The sequence below is a fragment of the Pseudoflavonifractor sp. An85 genome, assembly GCF_002161235.1.
In the GTDB taxonomy this organism is placed as follows: Bacteria; Bacillota; Clostridia; order Oscillospirales; family Oscillospiraceae; genus Enterenecus.
This window is the reverse complement of the sequence record NZ_NFHE01000014.1, coordinates 1-14,331: the sequence shown is the minus strand read 5'-3', so window position 1 is coordinate 14,331 and position 14,331 is coordinate 1. Positions and strand designations below refer to the sequence as shown.

General features: G+C 50.8%; 20 protein-coding genes. 7 read left to right on the top strand and 13 right to left on the bottom strand.

Annotated elements, in window-relative coordinates; all coding sequences use genetic code 11:
- From B5G37_RS08035 to B5G37_RS08025, 3 genes are read right to left on the bottom strand one after another with little or no spacing between them, the layout of a single operon-like run.
- A complete protein-coding gene (locus B5G37_RS08035) occupies window positions 1-231 on the bottom strand; it encodes a phosphopantetheine-binding protein (protein WP_087256264.1) in 231 nt (76 codons plus the stop codon).
- Between the two features lie 19 nt (window positions 232-250).
- Window positions 251-1,429 carry an alanine racemase gene (locus tag B5G37_RS08030; protein ID WP_158099374.1) on the bottom strand — a complete coding sequence of 393 codons (1,179 nt, stop codon included), beginning with the start codon at window positions 1,427-1,429 and terminating at the stop codon, window positions 251-253.
- Window positions 1,422-2,936: an amino acid adenylation domain-containing protein gene (locus B5G37_RS08025; RefSeq protein ID WP_343229700.1), complete on the bottom strand. Its 1,515-nt coding sequence runs from the start codon at window positions 2,934-2,936 to the stop codon at window positions 1,422-1,424. Before B5G37_RS08025 ends, B5G37_RS08030 begins: the two co-directional genes overlap by 8 nt.
- Window positions 2,937-3,182: 246 nt before the next feature.
- Between B5G37_RS08025 and trpS the strand changes: the two genes are divergently transcribed.
- Window positions 3,183-4,196 carry a tryptophan--tRNA ligase gene (gene trpS, locus B5G37_RS08020; RefSeq protein ID WP_087256258.1) on the top strand — a complete coding sequence of 338 codons (1,014 nt, stop codon included), beginning with the start codon at window positions 3,183-3,185 and terminating at the stop codon, window positions 4,194-4,196.
- Here trpS and B5G37_RS15740 read toward each other — a convergent pair.
- The 3 genes from B5G37_RS15740 to B5G37_RS08005 are packed head-to-tail and all read right to left on the bottom strand — an operon-like array spanning window position 4,193 to window position 5,201.
- Window positions 4,193-4,516, bottom strand: a complete 324-nt coding sequence (locus B5G37_RS15740) for a hypothetical protein (protein WP_242962822.1) — start codon at window positions 4,514-4,516, stop codon at window positions 4,193-4,195. The genes trpS and B5G37_RS15740 overlap by 4 nt on opposite strands.
- On the bottom strand, window positions 4,509-4,913 hold the full coding sequence (locus B5G37_RS08010) for a hypothetical protein (RefSeq protein ID WP_087256256.1): 405 nt from the start codon (window positions 4,911-4,913) through the stop codon (window positions 4,509-4,511). The genes B5G37_RS15740 and B5G37_RS08010 overlap by 8 nt, the downstream gene beginning before the upstream one ends.
- A 24-nt stretch (window positions 4,914-4,937) precedes the next feature.
- Window positions 4,938-5,201, bottom strand: a complete 264-nt coding sequence (locus B5G37_RS08005; RefSeq protein ID WP_087256254.1) for a hypothetical protein — start codon at window positions 5,199-5,201, stop codon at window positions 4,938-4,940.
- Window positions 5,202-5,281: 80 nt separating this feature from the next.
- Here B5G37_RS08005 and B5G37_RS08000 point away from each other — a divergent pair, with 80 nt between their 5' ends.
- Window positions 5,282-5,740: a YfcE family phosphodiesterase gene (locus B5G37_RS08000; protein ID WP_087256253.1), complete on the top strand. Its 459-nt coding sequence runs from the start codon at window positions 5,282-5,284 to the stop codon at window positions 5,738-5,740.
- Window positions 5,741-5,778: 38 nt separating this feature from the next.
- Here the strand turns inward: B5G37_RS08000 and B5G37_RS07995 are convergent, their stop codons facing one another.
- The 4 genes from B5G37_RS07995 to B5G37_RS07980 are packed head-to-tail and all read right to left on the bottom strand — an operon-like array spanning window position 5,779 to window position 8,234.
- Window positions 5,779-6,003 carry a DUF378 domain-containing protein gene (locus B5G37_RS07995; RefSeq protein WP_087256251.1) on the bottom strand — a complete coding sequence of 75 codons (225 nt, stop codon included), beginning with the start codon at window positions 6,001-6,003 and terminating at the stop codon, window positions 5,779-5,781.
- A gap of 57 nt (window positions 6,004-6,060) precedes the next feature.
- Window positions 6,061-6,465, bottom strand: coding sequence for a cytidine deaminase (cdd, locus tag B5G37_RS07990; protein WP_087256249.1), 405 nt, complete (start codon window positions 6,463-6,465; stop codon window positions 6,061-6,063).
- An 18-nt stretch (window positions 6,466-6,483) separates the two neighbouring features.
- Entirely contained in the window at window positions 6,484-7,281 is a 798-nt protein-coding gene (locus B5G37_RS07985) for a ZIP family metal transporter (RefSeq protein ID WP_087256247.1), read from the bottom strand.
- Between the two features lie 44 nt (window positions 7,282-7,325).
- Window positions 7,326-8,234 carry a LysR family transcriptional regulator gene (locus B5G37_RS07980; protein ID WP_087256244.1) on the bottom strand — a complete coding sequence of 303 codons (909 nt, stop codon included), beginning with the start codon at window positions 8,232-8,234 and terminating at the stop codon, window positions 7,326-7,328.
- Between the two features lie 152 nt (window positions 8,235-8,386).
- Here B5G37_RS07980 and B5G37_RS07975 point away from each other — a divergent pair, with 152 nt between their 5' ends.
- Entirely contained in the window at window positions 8,387-9,418 is a 1,032-nt protein-coding gene (locus B5G37_RS07975) for a YeiH family protein (RefSeq protein ID WP_087256240.1), read from the top strand.
- Between the two features lie 18 nt (window positions 9,419-9,436).
- A complete protein-coding gene (locus tag B5G37_RS07970) occupies window positions 9,437-10,336 on the top strand; it encodes an NAD(P)/FAD-dependent oxidoreductase (RefSeq protein ID WP_087256237.1) in 900 nt (299 codons plus the stop codon).
- Window positions 10,337-10,383: 47 nt separating this feature from the next.
- On the opposite strand, the gene B5G37_RS07965 is transcribed toward B5G37_RS07970, so the two are convergent.
- From B5G37_RS07965 to B5G37_RS07955, 3 genes are all read right to left on the bottom strand, one after another.
- Window positions 10,384-10,566 (bottom strand): DUF6440 family protein, encoded by a 183-nt coding sequence (locus B5G37_RS07965; RefSeq protein WP_087256235.1) that lies wholly within the window; start codon window positions 10,564-10,566, stop codon window positions 10,384-10,386.
- Between the two features lie 23 nt (window positions 10,567-10,589).
- Window positions 10,590-11,837 (bottom strand): GHKL domain-containing protein, encoded by a 1,248-nt coding sequence (locus B5G37_RS07960; RefSeq protein ID WP_158099373.1) that lies wholly within the window; start codon window positions 11,835-11,837, stop codon window positions 10,590-10,592.
- 215 nt (window positions 11,838-12,052) lie between these two features.
- Window positions 12,053-12,838 carry a sporulation initiation factor Spo0A C-terminal domain-containing protein gene (locus B5G37_RS07955; protein WP_158099372.1) on the bottom strand — a complete coding sequence of 262 codons (786 nt, stop codon included), beginning with the start codon at window positions 12,836-12,838 and terminating at the stop codon, window positions 12,053-12,055.
- Window positions 12,839-13,044: 206 nt separating this feature from the next.
- Here B5G37_RS07955 and B5G37_RS15200 point away from each other — a divergent pair, with 206 nt between their 5' ends.
- The 3 genes from B5G37_RS15200 (at window position 13,045) to B5G37_RS07940 (ending at window position 14,185) form a co-directional block, all read left to right on the top strand.
- Window positions 13,045-13,218 carry a hypothetical protein gene (locus B5G37_RS15200; protein WP_158099371.1) on the top strand — a complete coding sequence of 58 codons (174 nt, stop codon included), beginning with the start codon at window positions 13,045-13,047 and terminating at the stop codon, window positions 13,216-13,218.
- A 243-nt stretch (window positions 13,219-13,461) separates the two neighbouring features.
- Window positions 13,462-13,662, top strand: a complete 201-nt coding sequence (locus B5G37_RS07945) for a hypothetical protein (RefSeq protein ID WP_087256226.1) — start codon at window positions 13,462-13,464, stop codon at window positions 13,660-13,662.
- 43 nt (window positions 13,663-13,705) lie between these two features.
- Entirely contained in the window at window positions 13,706-14,185 is a 480-nt protein-coding gene (locus B5G37_RS07940; protein WP_087256224.1) for a hypothetical protein, read from the top strand.
- Window positions 14,186-14,331: the final 146 nt, after the last annotated feature.

Genomic DNA, 14,331 nt, shown 5'->3' with positions numbered 1-14,331 from the left:
TTATCCCTCCTCTTGGAGCCGTACAATGAGATCCCAGAGATTGCGGGCGGAATTGAAGTTATGAGGAATGACTTCCACGGTGGGAATGGTGACGTCAAAGGCGTCCTCCACCTCAGCCACAATGGAGATGATGTCCAAGGAGTTCAGGTGATGCCCGTCAATGAGATTTTCGCAGTTCTCAAAGTCCAGGTCAGGGCGAATTTCTTCCAGCAGTTCCAACAAACGTTCCATGTTACATTACCTCGTTTCTTTATTTTTTGTGGCAGGGTGCGTTGAGCGGATGGGTTTCCAGATGGGGACGAAGTTCCTCCACCGTACCATCCGGGTGACGGTATAAAACGGCGGGGAGATCCCGGCTGAGGAAGAGGGATATGCCCTCGGTCATGCAGTAAGCACCAGCCCGCTCAAAGGCCAGCACGTCACCGACATGCAGGGAGGGAAGGGGCAGCTGTTTGACCAGAATATCGTTGATGGTACACAGCGAGCCGCAGATATTCCAAGACTCCTCATTTCCTGGGGAATGGCTTGTGATGTGGCGGATGGGGGGGAGCTTCATGGCCATGGACTGGCCGTAGTATACCAGCTGGTGCATGCCGCCGTCCACAATGGCGTAGTTTTGCTTGTGGTTGCGTTTGGCGTCTACCACTTTGGTGAAGTAGGTGCCGCAGTGGGCCACCAGACTTCGACCCAATTCCAGAGTAATGGTGCCAGAGAAGGTCATGTTTTGCAGAATTTGAGAAAATCCATCCAAAAATTCATCTTCTTGGAAGGTATCGTCCACATAATAGCCCACAGGGAAGCCGGGGCCAAACTCCAGCTCCTCCATGGGGTGCCCCAAGAGGGTTTCCAGTGTCTGCATGAATTCATCTACGGTGTTCAGCTCCCGCTGGAGCCGCTTCAACGAAGTTTTCTGGGTACCGGAAAAATACTGGATGCCTTTGAAGTGAAGGTGAGGATCGTCCTTATGCTCAGAGAGAATCTGGAGAATTTCATCCCCCTCCAAGCCAAACTGATTGCCGCTGGTCAGACGCAGCAGTAGGGATACCGGGGAGCCGCTGTCGTGAGCAGTGCGGTGGAGCAGTTGGAACTGCTCCATGGACTCCACAGTAAAAATGGCGGGGGAGAAGGGGAGTATCTCCTGGATAAACTCCGGGGTTTTGTATACGCCGGAGACTACAAATTGAGACTGGGACAGGTTTTGCTCCTGGCAGATGCGATACTCACCGGGAGAGCACAACTCCAGCCGCTCCACCAGGGGAGCTAAATAGCCGGCCAAAAAGGGGTTTGCCTTGATGGCGTAGCATAGGCCCACACCCTGAGGCAGCTTGGAGCGCAGATAGGACACCCGCTGTTGCAAGGCCTCTCCATCAAACAGATACATAGGGGTGGCGTGCTGGGCCAACAGCTGGGATGCAAAGGTTTCATCCATGATTTCCATCTCCTTTCAAAAGAGCGGTTCGGTCGATCTTACCGTTTTTGTTTAAGGGGAACTGATCCACTTGTCGGAACACATTGGGGATCATGTACGGAGGCAGAGTGGGGAGCAGCTGCAAACGAAGCTCCTTGGAGGTCATCTGCCCCTGGTAGAAGGCGTATAAGCGGTGCTTTTCGCTGTGGAAGACACAGCAGCAGCGGTGTACTCCAGGAAGATTGGAAATGGCCCGCTCAATTTCCTCCAGCTCGATGCGATGTCCCATGTGTTTGATTTGAAAATCCTTGCGCCCGCAGAAGTGCAGCTCACCCAGGGGCGAGTACCGGGCCAGGTCACCGGTACGATAAATGCGCTCGGGATAGCAGGGATTGAGAGGATTGTTGGGGAAGGCCTTGGCGGTCTGTTCCGGGTTGCGATAGTACCCCAGGGCCAGAGCAGAGCCTCGCACACATACCTCGCCTACCACATTGGCGGTGGTGATCTCCTGATCCTCCCCATCCAAGAGGAACACATGCTCGTTGGGGAAGGCCTGTCCCATGGGGATGCCGTCGGGATAAGAGCGAGTGCGGTCAATGATGTGATAGGTACAGTTGCAGGTGATTTCCGTGGGGCCGTACAGGTTGACAAACTGGGCTTGGGGCAGGTGTTCCATCCAGGTTTTCAAGTGCTTGGCAGGCATGACCTCGCCGCTGAATAACACCTTATTTACTGTCTCTGGGGTGCGATAGTCCAGACCGTGAACGGTGGTAATCAGGCACAGAGCGGATACTGCCCAGATGAGAGTGGTGGCCCGGTGTTCACACAGGAAGTCCAGCAGCTGCTGAGGCTGGGAAAAGAGGGGGCGAGGCACCAGCACCAGAGTGGCTCCCGTAGCCAGGGCAGAATAGATGTCCTTCACCGACACGTCAAAATCAAAGGGGGCTTGGTTGGCGATGACATCTTCCTGGGTGATGGAAAAGGTGGGACAGAAGTGCTGGATGAAGTCCAGGGTGGAGCGATGCCCCACCACCACGGCCTTGGGTACTCCGGTGGAGCCGGAGGTAAAGTTGGCGTAGAGGGGATCGGTATCCACGTGGCGCTGGCGGATTTGAGATAGCAGCGCGTGATCTACCACTCCGCGCACCAGATCTCCATAGAGAAGAATGCGGTGGGGAGGAAATACCCCTTCCAGATCAGCGCGATGCTCCTCATCGGTGATGACGAAGGGAGCTTGGAGTACCGACTGCATCTGTGTGAGCCGCGAGGTGGGCAGTTGGGTATTGAAGGACACATAAAACCCACCGGCGTACAAAATGCCCCAGAAGGCACAGAGATTTTCCACGCTCTTTTCCATATATACGGCCACAGGCTGTCCCTTGGCTAAAGAGATGGCCAGAGAAGAACCGATCCGTTGGCTGGTCTCCAGGGCCTGCGCAAAGGTCATGGCCTGGTGCTCATCCACCAGGGCAGCCTTGTTGGGAAGCTGCTGGGCACGTTGTTCCAAATGCTCTAAGATATGAATCATAATGTGGGATAGCTCCTTTTGTGGAGTCCTGAAGGGATGTCCTCCAGGTAAGAACCATTATGAAGGGTAAATTTTAACACCGCCCTGTGGGCTTTCTTAAGAATTCTTAAGGATATGGAAACAATCTGTAGCTTTTGCCATGTGCGGTTGCAGGGGCATCTGTGATGTGGTATAATAGCCGCAAAACAGCCCCTTTTGTCCCACGTGGACCGCTGATCGGGAATCCATTTAAAGGTTGTGACAAGTATGCAGCAGCAAACAGAAAAGAAAGTCATGCTCTCCGGCATTAAGCCCAGTGGCGATTTGACCCTGGGTTCTTACTTGGGCGCCATTAAAAACTGGGCAGCCCGGGCCGATGAGTTTGACTGTTACTATTTTATGGCGGATCTGCACTCCATCACTGTGCGGCAGAACCCTGCGGATCTGCGTCGGCGCACTCTGGAGCAGCTGGCCCAGTACATTGCCTGTGGTTTGGACCCGGAGAAGAACACCTTGTTCATCCAGTCCCATGTGCACCAGCATGCCGAGCTGGGCTGGGTGCTCAACTGCTACGCCATGTTTGGTGAGCTGTCCCGTATGACCCAATTTAAGGATAAGTCTGCCAAGAATGCGGATAATATCAACGGAGGCCTATTTACCTATCCCTCCCTCATGGCCGCGGATATCCTGCTCTACCAGCCCGACTATGTGCCGGTGGGAGAGGATCAGAAGCAGCATGTGGAGTTGACCCGCAACATCGTCCAGCGGTTTAACGGGATTTACGGAGAGGTATTTAAGATGCCTGAGCCCTATATTCCAAAGGTGGGGGCCCGCATCATGTCTCTGACCAATCCGGAGTCCAAAATGTCCAAGTCGGAGAACGAAGACACCGGGCGTGTGTGCCTGATGGACGATCCGACTGTGATTATGAAGCAGTTCAAGCGGGCCATTACCGACAGTGACCGGGAGAATTGTGTGCGCTACGATCCCGAGCACAAGCCCGGCGTGGCCAACTTGATGACCATTTATTCCGCCGTGACCGGAAAGTCCTACCAGGAGATCGAGCAGGAGTTTGCCGGGCAAGGCTACGGCGTGTTCAAGCCCGCCGTGGGTGAAGCTGTGGTGGAGTGCCTGCGTCCCATCCGAGAAGAGGCCACCCGCATTATGAAGGACAAGGCCTATCTGGAGAGTGTGTACCGCCAGGGCGCAGAAAAAGCCTCCCGCGTGGCCCAGAAGACCCTGCGGAAGGTGTACAAGAAGGTTGGATTTGTGGCTGGTTAAGGTGAGTCTTTCTCCTCATCGCCCCCCAGCCCCAGCAGAAGCATAAGGCCCAGGGTGATGACCAGTTCCAAGTTATCACCCTCTAAAAAGAGAAACAACAGAATCAGCACCAGGAGAATATCACCGGTGTCGATGTGTTCCAGGGAAAAGTGCTTGGTGACGCCCTCCAGCAGTTGAGAGAGTCCGCCGGACAATTCCTGGAAGACAGCGCTGCTGGTGTGAGGTGTTTGCGAATGGAGCCGTTCCTGCGGGGGCGGCTCCTGCGCAACTTCATCATCCAGAACCATCCAATCCTCGTCCGGTAAGTAGTGACTATACATGGGGATCCTCCTTTGTTCGGAACAGTTCCAGGCCTGTGCGGATGAGTACAGATAGCCTGGCTATTTGGATGGCTTTGTCCAGCTTGGCGTATCGTTCCGGCTTGACAAAGGGGCGCAGAGCTTGGAGCAGAGCGGTGCGTCGGTCGTCCTGTTTCCCCATCTGAGACATGAGCTTGGCGGCTATGGACAGCAGCTTCGGGTCCAACTGTCCCACGTTGCCCATGAGCTGGGACAGATCCAGCGAGGGAGCCGAGTTGGAAGGGGGAGGGGCCGGAGAGGCGGAGGATGGTGCAGGTGAACGGTCCCCACCCTCCAGGGATTTGGCCAGAGACATGATCTGTTCCATGGCCTGAGGATTGGAGAGGATTCCCTCCAGTTTTTCTTCCCATTCCGCCATTGGCTCGCCCTCCCATTCCAGTTGCTACTTGAGGTGTTGTTTCATTTTCTCCATGAGTTTGGCTCCTTCCGGGTCACGCATCAGCTTTTGTATGGCGGAGATCAAGGGGGCTGTGTTCCCTTGGGTAGCCCGATTGGCCGCCTGCTCCAAATCCCCACCTGTGTTTTCCCGGAGCATGGAAAACAACTGCTGTGTTTCCGGGGCTTGGCGCAGCTGCTCCAGTTTACTTTGGTTGGAGAGCAGATGTGCCGCCTGCTGGTTGTGGAGCAGATCGTCGAAGTTGGACATGGCAATTCCTCCTCTCTCAGGAGAGCGCATTGAGCTCGCCTGATTCTAGTATATGAGTAAAGAAAGAAAAGGTGACTACCATGAAAATTTTAGTATTTTCCGACTCCCACGGCTCCATGGGCAAGATGGTGGAGGCCATGGAACAGGAGCGACCCCACCACGTTTTCTTCCTGGGGGACCACTATAAGGACGGGCTGGAGCTGGCCACCCTTTACCCCGATGTGCCCATGGACGTGGTGCGAGGAAATTGCGACTGGGGCAAGGGGCCGGATCTGCGGGTGGTGGAGTTGGAGGGGGTTCGTTTCCTTCTTACCCATGGCCACTTGCAGTATGTCAAGAGCGGCTTGAACGAATTGCTGGAGGAAGGGCTGAACCGCCAGGTAAACGTGATTTGTTTTGGGCATACCCATCAGGCCAAGGTGGTGTATCGTCAGGGCATTTATATGTTCAATCCAGGCAGTGTGGGTGGATGTCATGCCCGGGAGAGCTACGGGATCATCCATGCACTGGATGGCAGCGTCAATTTGGAACTAAAATAAAAACTCCCCGGCGCTAAGCCGGGGAATTTTTATTGCGATTACCCGTGATAGGGTTGGCTGTGGTCGGCGTGATCCAAAGGCCGGAACAACAGGGTGATACACCAGATGGCAGCAATGCCCACCAAAGCGTAGATGGTGCGGGCCAGCCAGGTGCCGGAGCCTCCACTGATCAGGGCTACCAGGTCAAAGTTGAACAGACCGATGGCACCCCAGTTCAGACCACCGATGATGGCCAGGGACAAGGCTAATTTGTCTAAAAACACGTGAAAAACCTCCTTTTCTCTGCCAATGGTAGTATGGGCCGAGAAAAGGAGGTTTATTCATTGAAAATCAGAGAGGTGTTGGAGTCCAAATCCGTGAGGCATGAGCTGATCCAGGGTAATCTCCTGATAGCTCTGGTTGGCCTGAGCCACCAGAAGACGCAGGGTGGGGTGAAATTCATAGAGCATTTGGCGGCACGCGCCACAGGGCCAGCAGAAGTCGTCGCCTCGGGAAATGATGGCTAAGGTGTCCCAGTCATGGACGTGCCCCTCGCTGACTGCTTTGACTAAAGCAGTGCGCTCCGCACACAGACTATGTCCATAGGCGGCATTTTCTACATTGCAGCCAGTAAAGACGCTGCCATCCTGACACAACAGAGCTGCACCCACCGGGAAGTGGGAGTATGGGGCGTATGCCCGCTCCAACATGGAGTACGCCAGGGCTACCAAAGCTTGATCGGTCATAGAGCTATCATCTCTCCTTTAGTGGGGATGTACGTGGACGTGCAAGTGACTGGAAATCAGCAGCAAACCCAGAGCAAACCCCAAAATGGTGGCCAGAATGGCCCATTTGGATCGCCATTGCTGATAGGCCTCAGGGAGCAGCTCAAAAAAAACCACATACAGCATAGCGCCACCGGCAATGCTCATGGCCACAGAGAGCGCCACCGGAGTCTGATTGCCGATGAAGTAGCCCAGCAAGGCTCCCAACACGGTGGGAACGCCGCTGAGGGCGGCCACGCCAATGGCAGAAAAGGGCTTTGCGCCATCGTGGAGCAAGGGAATGGAGATGCTCATACCCTCAGGAATGTTATGAAACGCAATGGTGACTGCCGTGAGCAAACTGGCATAACAGATGCCCTGAACTGCCACTGTAGTACCCACCGCCATACCTACCGGCATGTTATGGAGGGCCACTGCAGCGGCCAGCACAAACCCGGCAGTTTTCAAATCGTGGTGACCACAGGCGCAGTGATGGGGGTGATGGTGATCTTCGTGGTGCATGCTCTTATCAATCCAGGCGTTGAGAGCCAGAGTGATGAGAAAACCCAACACCAGGCAGACCGGGGGGAGGTAGAGCTGCTCCACCTGCTCCATGGCTTCGGGAATCATGTCGAAGCAGACGATACACAGCATCAGTCCGGCGGTGAAGCTCAGAAGCAAGCTGGTACCCTTGGGAGACTCTCGTTTCAGTAGCAGGGCCAGCAGTCCACCCAGGGCAAGACCGCCCACACCGGTGACAGCGGAGAGAAGAATGAGATAAATCAAATTGGGGTGCATGGTTTAGCTCCTTTATTGATGAAATGGCTCAACACAGTATGATATCACTGAGGGGAGAAGGCGTCAAGTTTTGCTCGACTGTGTAATTGACGGCAGATTTCTTGGTATTCTGGAGCGAAGCAACTGTTCTTATCCCAAAGGAAGGTAAATTCATGGTGCATTTGAAAATCTGAAATGGGAATGACCTCCACCAATCCTTGTTCCAATAATTCGTGTACCGCGGCTTCATATAAAAATGTAATACCGCAGTCCCGTTGCAGTAGGCCCACAATGCTGTGTATGCTCTCCACTTCCGCATAGTGGGAGAAATCATCTATGCTGAGGTTGAAGAGGGATAGATATTTTTCCAGAATGTCGCGGGTCCCGGACCCTGGTTCCCGGATGAGCAGTCGCTCTCCCAACAGATCCCGTAAGGTAGACACCGGTTTTTGAAACACATGGCCTTTGGCGCATACAGGAAGATACGGCTCCACACGGTCTACTAAGGTGCCCAAATCCTCGCTAGGCACATACCCCTCTACCAGGGCAAAGTCGATTTCCCCTTGGTGGAGCAAATCCACTAAGGTGTGGGTGTTGCCATAGCGGACGTAAATATTGGTGTCTGGGTGGGACTTGAGATAAGAGGCCAGAGCAGGGAGAATGGCGTACTCGCCAATGGTGAGGGTTACCCCAAAGGTCAACGTCTTTTGTTCACTGCCAGCCTCTTGCATGCGGCGCATCAAAGTCTTGTGATCGTTTTGAAGTGAGTTCATGGTGTCTAATAAGACCTGACCAGCTGGGGTGAGAGAGATACGCTTGCCATCCCGGAGAAACAGCGGGCAACCATAGTGTTTTTCCAAAAAACGAATGTGCTGAGACACGGCGGGCTGAGTGATGTGCAGCTCCTCTGAGGCTGCGGTAAAACTCATATGCTGGCACACACTTAAAAAGGTCTCCATACGAAAATCCAACAAATCTATCATTCCTTTGCGCAACTGTGAATCTATGTCTTATATCATAATATATATTTATCTATATATCAAGATAAATAATTTTATTTTTTGAATGCACGGAGTTATAATGCACTCAAAGAACAAAACAGAGCAAAGTGAAAGGTGGAATAACGTTGCAGTTTGTGAAGAAAAATGGGTATGGAATCCTGTTGTGTTTGGCCATTGCCATACCCTCTTGGTTTGCAGGTAAGGCTTTTCCCATTGTGGGTGGAGCAGTCATCGCCATCCTGGCGGGCATGGTAGTCACCCTGGTGTGGAAATGGAGAGAACCGGTGGACAGCGGCATTAAGTTTGTCTCCAAGAAGGTTCTCCAATGGGCGGTCATCCTCTTGGGATTTGGCATGGACTTACATGTGGTCGTTCAGACTGGACAGCAGTCCTTGCCCATCATTGTGTGTACCATCACTGTATCTTTGGTGGTGGCATATTTCCTCAGCCGATGGATGCACATTCCCGGAAAAGTGTCTACTTTGGTGGGAGTTGGCTCCTCTATTTGCGGTGGGTCTGCCATTGCGGCCACGGCTCCGGTGATTGATGCGGATGAGGACGAGGTGGCCCAAGCTATTTCGGTGATCTTCTTTTTCAATGTTCTGGCTGCACTGCTGTTCCCTATGCTGGGACAGCTGGTGGGGTTTGATACCACGTCTGGCGATGCCTTCGGTATTTTTGCCGGCACGGCGGTGAACGATACCTCATCGGTGACGGCAACCGCTGCCACCTGGGACAGCATGTGGAATCTGGGTAGCCAGACCTTGGATAAGGCGGTGACGGTGAAACTCACCCGCACCTTGGCTATCATCCCCATCACCTTAGTTCTGGCTTTCATGCGCACGCGGAAGGAGCGGGGAAATGGGGAGGCCAAAGTTCAGATGACTAAAATCTTCCCCTTCTTTATCCTGTTTTTCATTGCTGCGTCAGTGATTACCACCATAGCTGTAGGGAATGGCATCCCTGCTTCGGTGTTTGATCCGCTGAAAGAGTTGAGTAAGTTTATGATTGTGTTGGCCATGGCCGCCATTGGCTTGAATACCAATATTGTCAAACTGGTGAAAAGTGGTGGAAAGCCCATTTTCATGGGGGCTTGCTGCTGGGTTGCCATTACCGTTGTGAGTTTGGTCCTGCAAGGGGCCTTGGGCCTGATGTAAAGAGAGGAGTCAAAGCGTATGTATGACATTATTATTGTGGGAGCCGGTCCTGCCGGAATCAGTGCTGGTATTTACGGCGTCAGCCGTGGAAAACGGGTTTTGCTGCTGGAGAAGGGCGAGATAGGTGGTCTCATTGGGAAGGTATCCACCGTGACCCACTATGCGGGCATTGTCCCGGGAGAGACCGGAGATAGCTTTGCCCAGCGCATGAAGCAGCAGGCCCTGGACGCTGGAGTGGAGATCCGCAGTGAAACGGTGGAGCGGGTGCAGATGCAGGGAGATGTGAAGACCGTGGTCACTGATCAGGGCCAGTACCAGTGCGCAAAGCTCATCCTGGCCAACGGAACCACCGGCCGTAAGCTGGGCATTCCCGGAGAGCAGGAACTGGCCGGGAAGGGCATGGGTATGAATGCCGCCAAGCATGGCAGTAGCTATGCAGGCAAACATGTATATGTGGTGGGCGGTGCAGATGGCGCGGTCAAGGAGGCCTTGTATTTGGCCGGACTGGCGGAGCAGGTGACCATCATTCACTTTGAGCCCCAGCTGGGTTGCATTGCTGAGTTTCGAGACAAGGTGAAAAAGGCCCACAACATCCACCTGATGCTCAATACTCGACTCCATGCCGTACACGGAGAGGACCAGGTGGAACAGCTGGAACTTCGCAGCGAGCTGGACGGCTCCATCACCACGGTGGAGGATCCCGGCTGTGGGATCTTTGTGTATGCGGGCACGGTGCCCAATACCCAGCTGTATACGAAGCTGGAACTGCAAGATGGTTACATTCCCGTCAATGACTGGATGGAGACCCAGATTCCCGGGGTGTATGCCGTGGGTGATATTCGGGTCAAGCAGGTGCGCCAGGTGGCCACTGCGGTGGCAGATGGCGCCACCGCCGCCGTACACGCCTGCATTGGCTAAAGAGAAAGAGAAAAGAGGAGCAAGCATATGCTTGCTCCTCTTTTTGTTTATTTGTTGAGAATGGGGGAGATTACGGGGGTGCCATCCCGATTCAAAAGAGGGGTGAGACCGCCTGCACTTCCGGACGCGCAGAACAAGTAGTTGATACCGGTCTCCTTGTCCACCCAGATTTCCACGCATTTCACCACACCTTGGGAATAAATTACTTCAAACCGATCATTTTTAGCCATGTGAGTTCTCTCCTTTGCTGTGATTATGTATAGACCCGAAATACACCCAGTCCATCAAATTGAACGGAAACAGATTTGAGGTAGTCTGGTGTGTTTTGCGTTTGCTTGATTTCAAAACTGGCGTTGTATTTCTGGCATAGCTGGTAAACGGTTATTAAGCCAATGCCGCTACCACCGGTATCGGCATGTGTGGTCACCTGTTCAGAACCCCATTGATCCAGAACTTCCTGGGGAAAAGGGTCTCCGCTGTCATAGACGCTCATATAAAATATGCCTGCGTTGAGGCCGAGTTTGACTTGAACAGTTTTTTCGTGATTACAATGGTTTGCAGCAATCAACGCGTTTTCTATGAGATCAGCTAAAAGTGTGGATGCATCGTGTTCAGAGATATTCTGGATTAGAATTTGCCCTATGTTGTTATCTAATGTGAGATAAAATGTAGTACCATCCATCTTAGCCTTCTGATTCATAAAATGAAACAGTGCATCCAAACCACTGAGACCAGTGCGAGGAAGTTTTGGAATGGAATTTTGGTAGCTTTTGATGATACCGGCACGCTCTTCTGAGAGTGTCTTGAGTTGTTTTAATATTTTTTGTGACTGGTCTATTCTGCTTTGCCGGTTGTCATCCTGAGCAACAGAATATAGAAGTTGGGTTACGGCCAATTCCATGGCAGGAATAATCTTGTTATCTTTGTGAATGGTTTTTGAAAGAGTTTCATTTTCTATTCGAAGCAGTTTGTTTTCATTGCGTGCTTTGTCAAGCGCATCTTCTAATTTTTCCTGTTCCCTCTTCTGCATTTGATCGAGATATTCTCTGGAAAAATAGTTCTTACACCAATACCATAAGAGAACAGTTAGGCCGAGAATGGAACAACACAAAATCACTGTGGTGTGATGTTGACCTGCTTTGATTCCAAACATGGCAGCAACGATCCATAGCGCGATGCTAATACACACGCCTACGCCTGAATGACGTGAGTTCCGGAGAAAGGGCAACCCGTGACTAAGGCGCTTTGTTCGAAAGAGTAAGATGGAGAGGAGGACTTGTACTACGCCGATTGCTGCACAAGCAAACAAAGAAACATGGACGGAATGATCTCCAATCAAAAACTTGGATACAACTAGGACTAAGACCCCTCCAGCATAAAGAATATAGGTGATTCCATAGCTAATCACAGTGGCCGAAATAGCGGTGGTCAAGTCCAATTTTAGGAATGCTCTTTCGATGAATACAGAGGAAAAAATCATGACAAGGATGCTGACAGACATGGAATAGTGTCGTGTACATACAACACAGAAAACCTGGAGTGCCAGGAAAAAAGCCCGTATTGCACACCGTGAAAAAGAAACTTCCTGACGGCTATTGGTCAGGCAAGTGGTGACATATACGCTGCAAAATAGTATAAACCCATACTTTATCACCAGTAACATCACAACAATCAACTCCTGGACGAGAAAGTTTGACTGGTTTGAAATTGTTTTCTTCAACCACCGTTTTTAATTTTATGTGCATAGTAATAAATAAACTCGGTAACGGTTGGAACACCTTTCCCGGAACTGATTTTTGCGGTATAAAATGTTAGAAGATCATCAATGGGTGTGGTTTGCCACGCTCGTGCGATGGCATTTTGCATGGCTCGTTCCACACTTGAATCCGTTTTTCCATATTTCTCACCAATCACTTGACACAGATTTGGCGTATGGGTTTTAGCAGCAAGGAGAATGGCATCCGTCAAATACTGATACCCTTTGGCCTTCGTACTAATCCCCACCCGATCCAATTCTAAGCATATTCTACGTGTATCTCTCCGGTCTTTCTGGGCAGGGCTCTCGGGTTCATTAGAGGTTGGAGTTCTTTTTCCATAGTGTTTCTGGATGACATGCCGTAACGCTCTCAAGAAATCCACTACACTTTGTGCTGAGTAGTCATTTTGGTGTTTCGATAGAATGAAGTCTGCACCTAATTGCCGAGCCGCTTCGTATGTAATTGCACTGGAATTATTCGTGGTAATCAAAATGTAGGGCATTTTTGCAGGAGGGGCGTCGTGCAGTGCTTTCAGTAGGGATAACCCATTTCCGCCACCTTCGTGTAATTCTAAGTCCAGTATGATGGTATCCGGCAACATGTCCCGGATCATCAGTTCAGCTTTTGAGGAATTATTCGTGATGCCTACCAGTGCAACGTCATCCAAGGTTGCTATGTAGGTCGCGATTTCTTCACATGCCTGTGGGTCATCCTCCACAATTAAAATTGATAATACCTGGTCCATTCCAGCGTCCTCCTTACAGTCTAAGTAAATTATAATGGGGAGTGCAATGAAAAGCAACATTTCCCAACAAATTTGTAGTCCAAAAAGAAATGGATATTCCAATGGTATTGTGTAAAATAGAGGTAATCCATAAAAGTGGCAAATAAATACTTGCGATACTTGCGATTTAGGGCTGGAGATACGAATTACGGAAGGATTGACGCGCAATGACCAAGTTTTACTGTATTCTTGCTATGGCGATTGTTGGTGTAATGCTAATCATATTATCAACAAGCATTTTGGAGCAGATCTTACCAAAACCGTATTCCTTGATGATATTGATAATTGGCTTTGTGTTAGCCATTGTCGCATTAATTTTAATGAAATATCATAAAAAATGAGGTCGATTACAATGAACAAAAGGAAACAGACACTGAAACAAACGCTGATTAAAACGCTGATTATGATGGTACTCTTTGTTTTGATGACACTTGTGATGTTTCTTGTGAATCACTATTGCTTTCATGAAGAGCCGTTACTCGTACAATCCGTTGCAAGCGGGATTGTGGCACTTACATTTCTGTCCGTATTTATGCGTGTAATAAATGGAAAGTGAGCCAGGGCAGAAGCGGAGGGAAAAGCGAATGATTCAGAAAATAGGTAAACATTTGATGAAGGGAATTGCCGTGTTGGGTGTTTTGCTCATGGGCCTGGGATTCTATGTTGGCGCAGGCCCTGATGCTGGCCTGTGGTGTTTTTTGGGTGGACTGCTTCTCATTGTCATTTGCGCCATTTCCAGTCGGGAGCTGCGGAAGTTTGTCCGTTCGCTGCTGGATGCTCTTTGATGCAGAAGCAATGGGAGAGTGAACAAGGGAGTGAGGGGAACAAATGATAAAAGAGTATAGCTGGAGTGTCACCGTGGATGGAGGGCCACACGAAATCCTTTGTCAAGTGATGAATAACAAGTATGTCTTGTGGGTAGATGATAAGTTCGAGAAAACCATTTATCGAAAGAGCTTTCAACTTGCACGAGGAGGTTTGGATGAAACCTTGGAGCTGTGGGGGAAGACCTGTCACTTTGTGGTTTGGCCCAGTGAAAAGGTGGAGTTCTTTGTGGATGGCAGATCTTTGAATGTGCAGGAAGATGATGAGAATGCGTTAGATACGTCCTACGAGGCAACTGTATATCGCTTCAGACAGAAGATGCGCCGCTGTTCATGGGGAATGGCAGTGCTTATGACTCTGATTTGTATCTGTTTTGGGGTTATAGCGTGGCGTGGAGTGGATATATTACGCTGGAAAGAATACATCGCAGTTGTGCTGTTTGTTTTGGGATTCAGTGTAATAGGTATTTTTCGGTGGAGGTAAAAGGATGAAGCTGGGGATCTGGTGGGATGTATAGTGGCTCAGTTGTCAAGACAAAAATCTAAGATTTTTATAATGAACTGATACGGTGGATAAGTTACAGGGATGAGGTATAGGACGGTGGAATACTCCCATTCCCATATATGCTA

What these genes read in the sequence shown, in the direction of transcription:
- B5G37_RS07960 (WP_158099373.1), bottom strand. Translation starts at nt 11,837, where the DNA reads ATGTCTGTCAGCATCCTTGTCATGATTTTTTCCTCTGTATTCATCGAA.
- B5G37_RS08030 (WP_158099374.1), bottom strand. Translation starts at nt 1,429, where the DNA reads ATGGATGAAACCTTTGCATCCCAGCTGTTGGCCCAGCACGCCACCCCT.
- B5G37_RS07940 (WP_087256224.1), top strand. Translation starts at nt 13,706, where the DNA reads ATGATAAAAGAGTATAGCTGGAGTGTCACCGTGGATGGAGGGCCACAC.
- cdd (WP_087256249.1), bottom strand. Translation starts at nt 6,465, where the DNA reads ATGACCGATCAAGCTTTGGTAGCCCTGGCGTACTCCATGTTGGAGCGG.
- B5G37_RS08025 (WP_343229700.1), bottom strand. Translation starts at nt 2,936, where the DNA reads ATGATTCATATCTTAGAGCATTTGGAACAACGTGCCCAGCAGCTTCCC.
- B5G37_RS07985 (WP_087256247.1), bottom strand. Translation starts at nt 7,281, where the DNA reads ATGCACCCCAATTTGATTTATCTCATTCTTCTCTCCGCTGTCACCGGT.
- B5G37_RS08035 (WP_087256264.1), bottom strand. Translation starts at nt 231, where the DNA reads ATGGAACGTTTGTTGGAACTGCTGGAAGAAATTCGCCCTGACCTGGAC.
- B5G37_RS08005 (WP_087256254.1), bottom strand. Translation starts at nt 5,201, where the DNA reads ATGTCCAACTTCGACGATCTGCTCCACAACCAGCAGGCGGCACATCTG.
- B5G37_RS07970 (WP_087256237.1), top strand. Translation starts at nt 9,437, where the DNA reads ATGTATGACATTATTATTGTGGGAGCCGGTCCTGCCGGAATCAGTGCT.
- B5G37_RS08010 (WP_087256256.1), bottom strand. Translation starts at nt 4,913, where the DNA reads ATGGCGGAATGGGAAGAAAAACTGGAGGGAATCCTCTCCAATCCTCAG.
- B5G37_RS15740 (WP_242962822.1), bottom strand. Translation starts at nt 4,516, where the DNA reads ATGTATAGTCACTACTTACCGGACGAGGATTGGATGGTTCTGGATGAT.
- B5G37_RS15200 (WP_158099371.1), top strand. Translation starts at nt 13,045, where the DNA reads ATGACCAAGTTTTACTGTATTCTTGCTATGGCGATTGTTGGTGTAATG.
- B5G37_RS08000 (WP_087256253.1), top strand. Translation starts at nt 5,282, where the DNA reads ATGAAAATTTTAGTATTTTCCGACTCCCACGGCTCCATGGGCAAGATG.
- trpS (WP_087256258.1), top strand. Translation starts at nt 3,183, where the DNA reads ATGCAGCAGCAAACAGAAAAGAAAGTCATGCTCTCCGGCATTAAGCCC.
- B5G37_RS07945 (WP_087256226.1), top strand. Translation starts at nt 13,462, where the DNA reads ATGATTCAGAAAATAGGTAAACATTTGATGAAGGGAATTGCCGTGTTG.
- B5G37_RS07955 (WP_158099372.1), bottom strand. Translation starts at nt 12,838, where the DNA reads ATGGACCAGGTATTATCAATTTTAATTGTGGAGGATGACCCACAGGCA.
- B5G37_RS07965 (WP_087256235.1), bottom strand. Translation starts at nt 10,566, where the DNA reads ATGGCTAAAAATGATCGGTTTGAAGTAATTTATTCCCAAGGTGTGGTG.